Origin of the sequence: Mucilaginibacter conchicola, assembly GCF_003432115.1 — a bacterium.
In the GTDB taxonomy this organism is placed as follows: Bacteria; Bacteroidota; Bacteroidia; order Sphingobacteriales; family Sphingobacteriaceae; genus Mucilaginibacter; species Mucilaginibacter conchicola.
Map to the genome: position 1 here is coordinate 704,990 of NZ_QWDC01000002.1, position 12,462 is coordinate 717,451.

General features: G+C 44.8%; 10 protein-coding genes. 3 read left to right on the top strand and 7 right to left on the bottom strand.

The features are described 5' to 3' along the window. Positions 1 to 11: 11 nt before the first annotated feature. Both D0C36_RS12800 and D0C36_RS12805 read right to left on the bottom strand, forming a co-directional pair. Entirely contained in the window at positions 12 to 1,070 is a 1,059-nt protein-coding gene (locus tag D0C36_RS12800; protein WP_117392020.1) for an efflux RND transporter periplasmic adaptor subunit, read from the bottom strand. A gap of 2 nt (positions 1,071 to 1,072) precedes the next feature. Further along, entirely contained in the window at positions 1,073 to 2,413 is a 1,341-nt protein-coding gene (locus D0C36_RS12805) for a TolC family protein (RefSeq protein WP_117392744.1), read from the bottom strand. A gap of 279 nt (positions 2,414 to 2,692) precedes the next feature. Here D0C36_RS12805 and D0C36_RS12810 point away from each other — a divergent pair, with 279 nt between their 5' ends. Together D0C36_RS12810 and D0C36_RS12815 are read left to right on the top strand one after the other, a co-directional pair. After that, the gene (locus D0C36_RS12810) at positions 2,693 to 3,709 is read left to right on the top strand and encodes a sensor histidine kinase (protein WP_117392021.1); all 1,017 of its coding nucleotides are present in this window, start codon (positions 2,693 to 2,695) and stop codon (positions 3,707 to 3,709) included. Further along, entirely contained in the window at positions 3,706 to 4,470 is a 765-nt protein-coding gene (locus D0C36_RS12815; RefSeq protein WP_117392022.1) for a LytR/AlgR family response regulator transcription factor, read from the top strand. The genes D0C36_RS12810 and D0C36_RS12815 overlap by 4 nt, the downstream gene beginning before the upstream one ends. Before the next feature lie 120 nt (positions 4,471 to 4,590). Here the strand turns inward: D0C36_RS12815 and D0C36_RS12820 are convergent, their stop codons facing one another. The 5 genes from D0C36_RS12820 to D0C36_RS24525 all read right to left on the bottom strand — a co-directional run bounded on the left by D0C36_RS12820 (position 4,591) and on the right by D0C36_RS24525 (position 9,150). After that, entirely contained in the window at positions 4,591 to 6,327 is a 1,737-nt protein-coding gene (locus tag D0C36_RS12820) for an ATP-binding protein (RefSeq protein WP_117392023.1), read from the bottom strand. A gap of 5 nt (positions 6,328 to 6,332) precedes the next feature. Further along, a complete protein-coding gene (locus D0C36_RS12825; protein ID WP_233524481.1) occupies positions 6,333 to 6,650 on the bottom strand; it encodes a circadian clock KaiB family protein in 318 nt (105 codons plus the stop codon). A gap of 23 nt (positions 6,651 to 6,673) precedes the next feature. Continuing rightward, positions 6,674 to 6,958 carry a circadian clock protein KaiB gene (gene kaiB, locus D0C36_RS12830; protein WP_199502015.1) on the bottom strand — a complete coding sequence of 95 codons (285 nt, stop codon included), beginning with the start codon at positions 6,956 to 6,958 and terminating at the stop codon, positions 6,674 to 6,676. Beyond that, a complete protein-coding gene (gene kaiC, locus D0C36_RS12835; protein ID WP_117392025.1) occupies positions 6,958 to 8,691 on the bottom strand; it encodes a circadian clock protein KaiC in 1,734 nt (577 codons plus the stop codon). The genes kaiB and kaiC overlap by 1 nt, the downstream gene beginning before the upstream one ends. A gap of 318 nt (positions 8,692 to 9,009) precedes the next feature. Further along, entirely contained in the window at positions 9,010 to 9,150 is a 141-nt protein-coding gene (locus tag D0C36_RS24525) for a hypothetical protein (protein ID WP_158557108.1), read from the bottom strand. Positions 9,151 to 9,324: 174 nt separating this feature from the next. On the opposite strand from D0C36_RS24525, the gene D0C36_RS12840 reads away from it, so the two are divergent. Further along, complete coding sequence (locus D0C36_RS12840) at positions 9,325 to 12,456, top strand: SusC/RagA family TonB-linked outer membrane protein (protein ID WP_117392026.1); 3,132 nt, start codon at positions 9,325 to 9,327, stop codon at positions 12,454 to 12,456. Positions 12,457 to 12,462: the final 6 nt, after the last annotated feature.

Consider the following 12,462-nt stretch of genomic DNA (forward strand, 5'->3'; position numbering starts at 1 on the left):
GTGTGATAATTTTATTTTGAAACATTAATAGGGCTGCCATCCTTCAAATTGATCTGGCCCGATGTGATGATCTGCTCGCCCTTTTGCAGCCCGCTGATAATTTGAATACGGCCGGCTTGCTCCAGTCCTGTTTTAACGGGGCGCAGGCGTGCTACACCATCCTGCGCTATAAAAACAGATGTTGTTTTCTGGCTCTCGGTAAGTGCCTCGCGTGGAATGGTCAATATCTGCTGGCGGGTTTTCCTCGAGAAATCGGCATAAACAAATGTTCCTGATCTAAGAAGCGATTGCTGGGTATTATCAATATGGATCTCTACCAGGTAATTGTGTGTAGCATCTGCCTGCGGACTGATAAAACTCACCTTGCCATCAAAATTTTTGCCGGGGTAAACATCTGTGGTAATGATCACTTTTTGGCCCGGCTCTATCTGGTAAACCTCGGCTTCGGTTAGGTTAACCTGCACTTTGGCCTTTGATAAATTTACAATGGTAGCTATCTCGCTGCCGTTGCTCACTGCCACACCCTGCTCAACATTTTTTGCAGAGATGATACCGCTGGTTGGTGCTTTAATAGCCGCATCGCCCAGGTTCTTTTTTGCCTGATTAACCTGGTTAACAGCATCTGTATAATTCTGGCGTACCTGGTCTAACTTTTCGCGGGTAGCCGCCTGGCCCTGGTACAGATCGGTGTAGGTTTGCACATCGCTTTTTAGCCGGGCTGCATTGGTTTGGGCCTTTTGCAGATCGAGGTTTTGCAAGCGTGTATCGGTTATGGCCAGCACTTGCCCTTCAACCACATGGTCGCCCAGGTTAAAGTGTACAGCGCTGAGCGTACCACCTGCAGTAGCAAGCGCTTTTACCTCTTTAAATGGCGCAAGGCTACCTGTCTTTTTGATAGAGATCTCCTGCACCTGCTCATCAACAGTGGCAGTTTTAACAGGTATCTTTACATTTTTGGTTTGAACGGGTTTGTTCTTCTCGTTCAGTTTCTTTTTGTTGGATGCCAGCCTGATAACGATCAAACCAACCAGTACCACAACTACGGTGATGATGATATATTTTCTTTTCATGATTATTGCAGTGATGAGTAAAAGGTTTTTAAACTCCCGGCCGATTTTTCCATATCAATACGGGCCAGTATAAAGTTGTAAAGCGATTGCACGTAATTGTTCTGTGCTTCTTTAACCGAGTTGCGGGCATTAAGCCAGTCGGTAAGGTCTGTAGTACCTTTCTGGTATTGCAGATCGGTTACTTTAAATACCGATTGCGCCAGGTCAATATTATGATGGTTGTTCTCTACGTTGCTTTGCTCTTTCAGCAGCTTGGTTTTGGCGTTCTCGTACTCTAACTGGTACTTGCCTTCATCAAGCTTAAGGTTTTCAATAGCGTTAAGCCTTTTGTATTTGGCCTGCTTGTACTGCGCATCCCGCTTAAAGAAATCAAACAGCGGGAAGCTCAGCTTTAAGCCCACAACCGAATAATCTGTCATGCCCGAGAAGGATGGCCCCAGGTTATCGGCGAAGCCAACACCACCGTAGCGCACAAAGGCGGTCAGTTTTGGGAAGATGCCGCTCTTGATGCGTTTCTCGTCAATCTCCAGCAACTTGCTGTTCACTACCGAAAGGCGGTAATCAACTCGGTTACCAACAGCAAATGCCGAGGTATCGGGCAGCACTGCATTGCTAATGTGTATAGCATTGTTTGCCGAAGTGCTGTCTATCTGTATAGGGTTATTTATAGGGTAGCCCATTTCAAACTTCAGTTGGTTTTCAGCAAGGGTAAGGTTGCTCTCGGCCACGCGGGTTTGCGACAGCGAGTTGTTGTAATCAACCGTTACCTTATCCAGGTCCTTCTGTAGCGTGGTTCCTTTTTTAACCTGCAATCGGCTTATTTCTATTTGCTTGCGGTAGGTTTCCTGGTTGGCGCGCAGCAGATCTAATTGCTCATGGTAAACAAATATCTGGTAGTAGGCGCTGGAGATATTGTAGATGATAGCCTCATCATTCTGCTGCTGGTTAAGTACCGCCTGTTCTTTATTATAACGGTTAGCCTTTAAGCCGGTAATAAGGCTTTGATCGTAGATGGTTTGGTCTAACTGTGCTGTTGCCGTAGTGTTATACTTTTTGGTAAAGGCCACGCGCACATCCTCGGGCCCAAAAACGCCCGCCGGGATAACCGTAGTTTGGGGTTTGATGTTATTATCTACCTCGCCGTTTAAACTTATTGATGGCAGATAACCGGCCAGTGCCTCTTTTGCCTTTGCATCGGCAGCTCTCTTCTCGTTGGCATACACCGCCTGGCTGCGGTTATTCTTAAGGCCGTATTCTATACAGCTTTTTAATGACCATGCCGACTGTGCCTGCGCCAGTACGGGCAACAGCGTCAAAATGGTCAATATACTTTTCTTTAGCATCTTTGTTGTGTTTAATGCATCCGCCACAAAACCTTAAATAGCCAGGCAGCGAATTGCGAGGGCAAAAGTATCCGCAGTGTATGGTGCCTTTTGAGATATGACAGCGAACGGAACAATAGGGCGGGTGAGATGCACATATACCCAAAGTGAAATGCCATCAGTGTTGAATTTGAGGGCAGATTACATTTCAATCTCAATGTGGTACATTTGAACGCCCGTTTTGTACAGATGAAATAGGCTTAATGAAGTGTTAGCCTGTGGATCACTAATTTTGAAATTATGTACAAGTCTTATCAACTCAGATCATGCTTAATGCTTATCCTGGTACTGGTAATAAGCACATTGTTAATGCGCTTGAGCGACCCGAAGACATCATACCTATACACTACCGCAGCACATACAGGGTTTATTACCTTCTCTATTTTAGGATGCTGGCTTATTCAGGCATATGTTAAAATAAACGCCCCGGCCAAGTGGCCTGCCACCACATCGGCAATAATGAGTTTAGCTTTAGGGATGGTGATCACACTGGCCGTAAGGTATTTGTTCGGCGTAATTGTTCCGAAACAATTTTTGTTTGAAGACATGCTGCCACGCCGCGATGCTGCCGATCTGCTTAAACAGATACTGGGTTCATTCTTCCTGAGTATGATATGTTATGTGATATTCAACAACCAGTTTACACAACAAATACTGCAAAAAACCAGGTTAGAAAATGCGCAACTAAAACGGGCACACCTGGAAGCCCAACTGATAGCCTTACAACAACAGTTAAGCCCTCATTTTTTATTCAACTCGCTTAGCACACTTAAAACCATAGCGGTAGACCATGATACCAAGAACTTTATCATGCAGCTATCACGTGTATACCGATACCTGCTTACCAATACCGAGCGACAGGTTGCACCGCTTGCAGACGAGATAGAGTTTGTGAAGGCTTACCTGTACATACAAGAGCAGCGCTTTGATAATGCATTACATATATCGTTACACATCCCTGATGAGTATATGGATGCCCTGATACCGCCTTTATCACTACAGTTGCTGGTAGAGAATGCCATTAAACACAACGCATTCTCGCGCGAGGAACCTCTGCTGGTTGCCATCAACGTAAACAACCAGCACCAACTGGTGGTAAGCAACAGTTATCGCCCCAAAAAGAGCACTGTTGAAAGCACCGGCCTGGGCCTGCAAAACATTAAAGAGCGTTTTCAATTATTGTTTGGGAAAGGCATTGTAATAGATAAACTGCATGATACTTTTACCGTTAAATTACCATTAACCAACAGTATATGAGGGTAGTTATTATTGAAGATGAGCCACGCACCGCGCGCGAACTGAAATCAATACTGGAAGGTATTGATGCTAAAATAGAGGTGCTGGCCATTCTATCGTCGGTAACCAATGCGGTAAAATGGTTTAAAGAACACCAATCGCCCGATCTGATCTTTTCTGATATACAATTGGGCGATGGCTTAAGCTTTGAGATATTTAAGCAGATTGAAACCCCGGCACCTGTAGTATTCTGCACCGCGTATGACCAGTACGCCATGGCCGCTTTTGACTCTAACGGGATAGACTACCTGCTAAAACCGCTTGAGGAAAGCATGGTTGAGAAAAGCCTCAATAAATACCGCCGCGTAAAAGCGCACCTTGCTGGTGATAGTTTTGCATCGCACCTTGATAAAGCCATGGCCCAGTTAGATATTGCCTACAAGCAATCGCTGCTGGTACATTTCAGGGAGAAAATAATCCCGGTGAAAACGGCAGATATACAATACGTTTATGCTGCAAACGGTGCTGTATTACTCCACACCACCACCAACGACGATTATGTTGTGCAGTATACTATTGACCAGTTAGAGCAGATGCTTAAACCCAATAATTTCTTTAGGGCAAACCGGCAGTTTATCATCAACCGCGAAGTGGTAGAGAATATCGAACATTACTTTAACCGCCGCCTTTTTGTAAAACTGAATTGCACCACACCCGAAAAGATCATCATTAGCCGTTTACGTGCCCAGGACTTTTTAAGGTGGATAGAACAAAGCGGCTAAAATTGCTAATTGCCCGGCTATTGCAATCAATAATTTAGTAAGGTTTGCGCTTCACTTAGTATTAAAACGACATAAATATTAGCCGTACAGTATAAATTTATCCCGTGGCTATCCCGTTATTTAAAGTGGAATAGTGAACCAAAAAGTAGCACCCTTACCAAGTTGGCTTTCAACCCCAATTTCGCCCCCGTGTTTTTTAATGATCTCTGAAGAGATGTAAAGCCCCAATCCCAAACCCGAATACTGGTGACCTAAACTACTTACCCGGTAATAGCGCTCAAACAGATGCACAAACTTTTCTTGAGGTATTCCGGGGCCGGTATCTGTAACAGATACTTTAGCTGTTTGCCCTTCCTTTATGAATTGTATTTGGATGGTTTTAGAATCCGGTGCGTATTTAACAGCATTATTAACCAGGTTTACCAATACCTGTTCTATTTTAAACATATCCGCATTTACCATCAGAGATTCATCGCCGGTAGCCCGGATAGTAAACTCACCTTCTGCACGGATATGCTGGCAAGAATCTTCAATGAGCGCAGCTAACAAGAAATCGCTTTTATTTAAGGCTAATTGCCCTTCGGTCATTTTAGTAGCATTTAACAGATCATCAATCAAAACGCTCACCTTATTAAGGCTTTTGTTTGATTGCGAGATAAGCTTAGGTAACATTGCCGCATTAGGTTTTTCTTTCATCCTATCCAACAGCTGCAACGATGCTTTTAAGCTGGTTATTGGTGTACGCAGCTCGTGGCTTGCTACGCTAATAAATTCATCTTTTTGTTGTATAGCTCTCCTTCGGTGTGTTACATCCATAAATGTACCTATACCGCCTACCAGTTTACCGTCCTCGTCTCGTATGGGGGCTGCATTTATAGAGATATAAAAACGTTCACCCTGCGGCGGTTGCACAGCAATTTCCTGGTCGTAAAGCGGTTGCTCGGTTCTCATCATAACAGCCATAGGATGTTCCTCGGCAGGCAGGGGCGAACCATCTAATTTCAGATTACGCCATTGGGTATCGTAAAAAGTACGCTCCTTGATTTCTTCATGGGTAAGGCCGAGTATTTTTTGTGCCATTGGGTTAGCATAAGTTAGCTGCCCATTAATATCTGTTATACCCACCCCCTCGGCCATGGTTTCTAATATCCTGCCCAATCGCTCCTGATTAGAATAAAGCTCAATGGTACGTTCTCTAACAGTTTGCTCAAGGTTGTTATTCAGCTCATCAGCTTTGCGCTGAGCATCTTCCAGTGCTGCATTTTTTTCTTCCAACAATTGCTGATGGTGCTTCTGTTCGCTAAGGTCGGTAATGATGATACTCATCGATAGACCTTCCACTAAATCCAATGTTTGCATTGATAAAAGAACAGGTACCTCTCTCTGGTCTGCTGTGATCAATACAAATTCATGTTTAGCACCTTCCAGCCAAGCCTTTTCTATCATATTGCGGCAATACCCGGCATGTTGCGGTGCCGAAAAATTACAGAATGGTTTCCCTGTCACCTGCTCTAATGGTAGGCCCATTAAGGTAGCAAACCGCGAGTTACTGTACAAAATTGCTCCGTTACGGTTAAGCGTAACGGCGCCCGCGGTCATCTGTTCAATAAAAATGCGATAAGCCTGATCAGAGCTGCTGAGTGTGTAAACCTCGTGCTTATCATTGTTCTTAAAAACAAGTGCATCAAGTTCGCCACTTCTGATGGCTTCTATCATATCATTTGCCTCTTCCAGTCGATATGAAGACTCTTGTAATTCGGCTTTTGTATTGCCGAGCTCCTGGGTGGATAAAGCTAAATTTTGCTGCAAGTTTGCTATCTCCGCACGCAGTTGATTGATTAGTAGTGACTGATCCATTGGGCTTATTGATTGATACCCAGCCCACGCAGGACCTTGGATCTGTCAGACATATCACCTACTAAAAGGCGTTTAGGGTTAGGTGCCTTTTTGATAAGCATTGGCAGGGCTGTTATATTTTCGTCGCGCGCAAGCGTTGGTTGCTGGTGCGCGTCGATGATCTCGAGATTGTATTGTCCTGAAGAATATTCGTCAAGAATGCTCTTCAAATTATTAATGGCGCGGATAGACACGGGTGATGTTCCGGCAACAAAAAGCCGAAGATCAAAAGTTTCATCTTCTGCCTGTTGTTCCCAATCACTCATTAGGTTAATGTCATCCATGGTTTATCATATCGCTATTTCGCTCAAACTTTAGGCCGAATATCCAAACCAACTAATACTTTCTCTTTATTAGATAGGTCACCGATAATTTTACGGACAGGATCTGGTACTTTTTTTACCAGGGTAGGGATAGCCAGGATCTGGTCGCCTTCTGCTAATTGGGGGTTTACCAAAAGGTCTATCACCTCAAGTGTATATTTCCCCATCAAATGCTCTTCACAATATTTCCTTAAATTATTTAAGGCTGTAGTAGATTTTTGTGTTTTGCCTGCAACATACAGGCGTAATTCGTAATGTTCTTGCTCCACTATTTGCTTTCTTTATTATCAGGATTATTTGAGGTTGGATTGCCTTTGCGTATATCTTCCATATTGCGGCGGGCTTCTTGTATCCTTTCCTTTTTTATTTGCTCCTCTATATAAACCTTATTTAGCTCTTCTTCTGTCGACTCGAACTCGGTACGCAGGCCATCTATTTTCCCTTCAAGCATTTTACGCCTGCGATCCAACTCCCTGTCTTTTCTGTTAAGCGCCTGGCTATGTATCAGTTCACCGGTTTCTTCAAGCATAATTTGCGTAGCACGTGCCGAGCCGGTTAACACCCCTTCTGGCCCAATGTAAACATCTATCAGGTCTAAGCCGGTTTTAGTGAACACAAATTCTCTAACCTGGTTAGAGTGTTCCATACCTCTTGATTTCATTACATAAAGCCCGCGGTTGCGTTCTCCGTTTAACTCAATATCTTTAATCTGAATCCAGGCATCAACTAATGATGATATGCCTTCATCTGTTTGCTCGTTAGTAATGGTATTCAACGCCAGCGCCGTAAACATCACCGTAATTTGTTCTACCTGTAAAAAGTCTATCAAACGTACAAGCATGGATTTAACCTCGCTCATGGTACCAACTGTTATAAGGTTGGTTATAGGGTCTAATACAACTATGGTTGGTTTAAACTTGCGTATAGCTTTATGAATAGCTACCAGGTGCATTTCCAACCCATAAAGTGTTGGGCGCGATGCCTGGAACTGTAAAGAACCTGAATCTATATGCCTTTGCAGATCTATACCGATAGAACGCATATTACGAACGATCTGTTGTGGCGATTCTTCAAATGCGAAATACAAACATCTCTCATTCCGTTCACAGGCAGCGTTAATAAAGCTTGCCGCAATACTGGTTTTGCCGGTACCTGCAGTGCCCGATGTTAGAATACTGCTACCGCGATAAAACCCATCCCCGCTTAGCATGGTATCTAAAGCTGGGATACCTGATGGCACACGCTCTGTTGAAACTTCTTTATCTAATTGCAACGAGGTTACGGGCAATACAGATATACCTTCTTCGTCGATAAGGAATGGATATTCATTTGTGCCATGCACCGAGCCCCGATATTTTACAATACGCAGGCGGCGGGTTGAGATTTGGTTGATAATACGATGATCTAACAATATTACACAATCAGACACGTATTCTTCCAGCCCCTGACGGGTAAGGCTGCTTTCGCCGCGCTCACCGGTTATAATTGCCGTTACCCCTTTGTCTTTTAAAAATTGGAACAATCTGCGCAACTCAGCACGTAATATGGCCTGATTAGATAGGCCTGCAAAAAGGTTTTCAATGGTATCTAACACCACCCGTTTAGCGCCAATACTGTCAATTGCATAGCCAAGCCTAATGAATAACCCTTCCAGGTCATACTCACCGGTCTCTTCTATTTCACTTTTATCAATGTGGATATAATCGATCTTAATCTTCTTTTGCTCCTGCAGTTCATAAAGGTCAAAACCCAAAGAGGCTACATTGGTAGCGAGCTCTTCTGCCTTTTCTTCAAAAGCGATAAACACGCCGGGCTCACCAAATTCCTGGGCACCACGTACAATAAATTCAAGAGAGAATAGTGTTTTGCCACAGCCTGCGCCACCGCAAATAAGTGTAGGGCGCCCTTGGGGCAATCCCCCTAAAGTTACCTCGTCAAGACCAAGAATGCCGGTTGGCGTTTTCACTAAAGTCTTAACATGCTTTTGATTTTGATTAGTCATTTAAAGCGTGTAGTCGATTTTTTAATAATTTGTAGTACAGGGATCGGCGTATCAAACAAAACAAATACGCTAACTGCGACAAGTAGTTTGGGAAATGAATCTTTTTTAAAGATAGCGGAGTTTATTTAAAATCCTAATAAGAAAATCACAATAGCTAAAACATAATGGGAATGTGTTTAAAGCATACATTTCATCAGCGTTATTCAGATCTTTCACTCGTGCTGTGTAAATTTTAATTAATTATATTAAATCTATGGAATTTGTAGATATTATAATAATTTTTATATTTGCACTGTAACACAACACGCAAAATGAATATTACCTATCCACCCAAAGGATCAAATTTTCTGCAAAGCATGGCGCTGATGCCTGTGTGTGCGTGTACCTGTTGTTGCTGTTGCTGATCTCCCCTTCGGCATTTATCTGATACAGCACTGTGGGTACTACCTGCGGCACCATTCACATTATACTGTTTTTAATACCATGAACAACTAACCCGGAAATAAAAAAACCGGCAAGGTAGCCTTGCCGGTGTGCGGATGTCAGGATCAGCTCTGTAACGGCAATCACTCACTGATCTTCATCCTCTGTTTACTAATGAACCCAATCATCACATAAACATTTTTTAAAGATATGGAATATTATATCCATGGAAAAAATCTACCCATAAAGTTTCTCAGAATACTCCTGCTGGTCTTAGCTCCGGTAGTGGCATTCGGCCAAAATGAGCCCAGGCCCACCATCAATTCACGCTTAGAAGGTACTGTACTCGATTCATTGACCAGCCAGCCCGTACCGGGCGCGGTTATCCGTATAAAAGGTACTACCAACGCGGCTACATCAGATGTTAACGGCCGCTTTCAACTGGTTACGGGCCAGAGTTTTCCGTATACCCTTGCGGTATCATTTATAGGTTATAAAACTAAAGAACTGGTAGCCAAAGGCAGCCCGGTAACTATTAAACTGATAGAGAATGTTAATCAGCTAAACGATGTTGTTGTAGTAGGTTACGGCACCCAAAAACGTACCGATATTACCGGCTCTGTAGCATCGGTATCAAAAAATCTTTTAAAACAACCGGCTGCATCTTTTGATAACCTTTTACAGGGATCGGTATCAGGCGTGGCGGTTACCCAAAACTCGGGGCAGCCGGGCGGTTCGGCAACTATCCGCATCAGGGGTGGCAACTCCATCTCGTTCGGTAACGCACCGCTCTATGTTATCGATGGATTTATCATCTACAACAATAACGATAACGTAAACATCGGCTCAAACGGGCCAAGTGTAAACGCATTATCAACCATTAACCCGAGCGATATCGAATCTATTGAGGTGCTGAAAGATGCATCCGCTACGGCCATCTACGGGTCACGTGGTGCAAACGGTGTGGTGATTATTACTACCCGCCGCGGTAAAAAAGGCACCAACAACGTAAGCTTTAGTACCTACGCGGGCCAGCAAAGGGTATCTAAAAAGTTAGATCTGCTGAACGGCTCGCAATGGGCATCATTGATAAACGATGTGAACGTAAGCGATAACGTAGCCAAAACCTACACCGATGCGCAGGTAGCGGCCTTTGGTAACGGATCCGACTGGCAGAGTGCAGCCATCCGCAATGCACCGCAATACAATGGCGAGCTATCGGTATCAGGCGGAGACGAGCGCTCACGCTATTTGATATCAGGCAATTACTTTAAACAGGATGGTACACTGCTGAACACCGGCTTTGAGCGCTACAGCGGCAGGGTAAACATAGAGCGTAACATTAACGATAAATTCACGGTATCGGCCAATATCTTCTCCAGTCGTTCAAAACAAAATAAGCTTTATGGCAGCGGCTACAACAGCATCAACTTTAACAGTGCTTTTGCCAACCTAATAAATACCTCGCCAATTGCGCCGATATATAATGCAAATGGCGGTTACAACACGGCTAACCCGTTCAATGCAACGCCAACCAACCCGCTGCAGGATATTGCCTCAACCACCAATACATCGCTGCTTACCCGCACGCTGGGCAACATTGCCGGCGAGTACAAATTGCTGGATGAACTGGTGCTGAAAGTAACCGTAGGTGCCGACCTGCTGAATACCACGCAAAATTATTACGCGCCATCATACACCGGCTCACCGGCGGGCAGCTCTAACGGCTATGCGGCGCAGGGGTACGCTTCAATAGGTTCGGGATACGCCAACAGCTGGCTTAACGAGAACACGCTTACCTGGAGCCATACTTTTAACAAAGATCATTTTGTTACCGTATTGGGCGGCTATACCACCCAGCACGAGCAGGCTGCATCATCAGTAGCCAGTGCGCAAAAGTTTCCTAATGATCTGACGACATTCAACAATTTATCTTATGCCGGTGTGGCCAACCTGCCGCAATCTACAGGTCGTAGTGCTTCGCTAAACTCGTACCTGGCGAGGGTGAATTACTCTTATCAGCATAAATACAATGTTACTTTATCTGAAAGGCTGGATGGTTCGTCGAAGCTTGGGGCTAACCACAAATGGGGTTCGTTCCCGTCGGTAGGCCTTTCATGGAACGTGAATAAGGAAGCTTTCCTGGAGAACAACAAAACCGTTAACAACCTTAAGCTGCGCTTGAGTGCCGGCCAAACAGGTAACTCTGAGGTACCAGCCTACAGTTCGCTGGTTACGTTGGCACCAACCAATTATTATTTCAACAGCACGCTGGTTACGGGCATTGCCCCGCTGCAATTAGCCAACCCCGACTTGAAATGGGAAACCACAACGCAATATGATGCCGGTTTCGATCTCGGTTTGTTTAACGACCGCGTAAACCTGGTGTTTGATGCCTACTATAAGAAAACTACCGATCTGTTGCTGAACGTTCCGCTTCCGCTTTATACCGGTTATGCCAGCGCGCTGGAAAACGTAGGCAGCGTGGAGAACAAGGGTATTGAGCTGGGTATAAATACGGAGAACATCAAATCAAACTCGTTTAGCTGGAAAACCAACCTGGTATTTGCCATTAACCGTAACAAGGTGCTTAGCCTTGGGCCGGGTGTAAACAGTTACTTCCCGCTGGCACCAACAGGCCGCCAATCGCCGGTTATTGTGAAGGTGGGTGAGCCGGTAGGAACTTTCTGGGGATATAAAACCAACGGTTTGCTAACCGCTGCCGATATAGCTAACCACGTGCCTGTGCTTACCGGCGTGCCGCAACAAGTAGGCGATACTAAATATGTTGATACCAATGGCGACGGCGTAGTAACCACCGATGACCGCCACAGCCTGGGCAGTGCACAGCCTAAGTTTACAGGCAGTATTACCAACACCTTTACGCTGGGCCATTTTGACCTGTCGGTTTACTTTACTGGCTCTTATGGCAACAAGATCTTTAACCTGTTGCAGCAAACGCTTGAGCGCCCTACGCTGTCACTCAATGCATCGGCAACCTTGCTAAACCGCTGGAGCGAAAGCAACCCTAACGGTACCGTAGCCCGTGCAACCAACGCACCGGTACCACAAATAACCGACAGGTATGTGGAGAACGGATCATACCTGCGTTTAAAGAACCTGTCCTTTGGTTACAACTTCAGCAGCGATCTGCTGGCTAAAGTACATGCCAAACAACTGCGCATTTATGCATCGGCACAAAACCTGGCCACTATAACCAAATACACCGGCCTTGATCCCGAAGTGAATTTTTATGACAACGACAATACCAAGCAAGGTATCGATTATGGCAGCTATCCTGCTGTGCGCACCTTCCTGTTGGGTTTAAATGTCACCTTTTAAAGCATC

Bases quoted from the DNA above. Each gene is read 5' to 3' on its own strand.
- D0C36_RS12825 (WP_233524481.1), bottom strand. From the start codon at position 6,650: ATGGATGACATTAACCTAATGAGTGATTGGGAACAACAGGCAGAAGAT.
- D0C36_RS12810 (WP_117392021.1), top strand. From the start codon at position 2,693: ATGTACAAGTCTTATCAACTCAGATCATGCTTAATGCTTATCCTGGTA.
- D0C36_RS12800 (WP_117392020.1), bottom strand. From the start codon at position 1,070: ATGAAAAGAAAATATATCATCATCACCGTAGTTGTGGTACTGGTTGGT.
- D0C36_RS12820 (WP_117392023.1), bottom strand. From the start codon at position 6,327: ATGGATCAGTCACTACTAATCAATCAACTGCGTGCGGAGATAGCAAAC.
- D0C36_RS12840 (WP_117392026.1), top strand. From the start codon at position 9,325: ATGGAATATTATATCCATGGAAAAAATCTACCCATAAAGTTTCTCAGA.
- kaiC (WP_117392025.1), bottom strand. From the start codon at position 8,691: ATGACTAATCAAAATCAAAAGCATGTTAAGACTTTAGTGAAAACGCCA.
- D0C36_RS12805 (WP_117392744.1), bottom strand. From the start codon at position 2,413: ATGCTAAAGAAAAGTATATTGACCATTTTGACGCTGTTGCCCGTACTG.
- D0C36_RS12815 (WP_117392022.1), top strand. From the start codon at position 3,706: ATGAGGGTAGTTATTATTGAAGATGAGCCACGCACCGCGCGCGAACTG.
- D0C36_RS24525 (WP_158557108.1), bottom strand. From the start codon at position 9,150: ATGGTGCCGCAGGTAGTACCCACAGTGCTGTATCAGATAAATGCCGAA.